Source organism: Vibrio sp. 1402, assembly GCF_033340275.1.
The window spans coordinates 1-713 of sequence record NZ_JAWOWE010000262.1 but is presented as its reverse complement, the minus strand read 5'-3'; the positions used below and the strand labels follow the sequence as shown (position 1 = coordinate 713).

Annotated in this window: 1 protein-coding gene; it reads left to right on the top strand. The window is 48.0% G+C overall.

Translation table 11 applies throughout. The features are described from left to right. Positions 1–76: 76 nt before the first annotated feature. A partial coding sequence (locus R7044_RS25450) for a putative manganese transporter (RefSeq protein ID WP_225456026.1) occupies positions 77–713 on the top strand: 637 nt, incomplete at its 3' end.

The window sequence follows — 713 nt, the reverse complement described above, 5'->3', positions numbered from 1 at the left end:
AAAGCTCACAACCCTATTGCGAATAAATCCCATTTACATATAATGATAATTATTACCATTTGCATTTGAGTTAACGATGAACGCGACCCGATTTTTGCACTCCGCACAGCAGCTATTTCAGCCAACTCAGTTCCAGTTAGCTTATAAGCGACTGCTTATCCCCATTATCATGCTTGTCTTATTAGCGAATGAGAACACCCGAGAGATCACAGTGACCACGCTTTCCGATTCTTTCTGGGCAGTATCTTGTTATATCGCAGCAACCTTGGCGATTTATCATTACCTCTCCAACTTTATGTCGAAGACGAACCGCATCACTCAGCTCTATCATCGTTCTCGTCATCATCAGGTGTTTTTTGCGGCCCTACTCGGTGCGCTTCCGGGCTGTGGCGGCGCTATTGTTGTTACGACTCAATTTATTAGTGGACGAGTAGGATTTGGCGCAATCGTAGCCGTACTGACATCAACCATGGGCGATGCGGCATTCTTGTTACTCGCGGCAAAACCGTCCGTCGGCGTTGGCGTCGTCGCACTTGGCATTGTGGTAGGTACGGTTTCGGGTTTGATCGTCAACGCATTTCATCCTGATGATTTTCTACGCCCCGAGCCAAAGCAAGCGAGCGCCCACCACCATTGTTGTCAGCATCAAAGCGAGCGATACACGCCTTTAGAGCAACGTGCGATTAATCTTCAAGGCGCATTCTGGAAGTGGT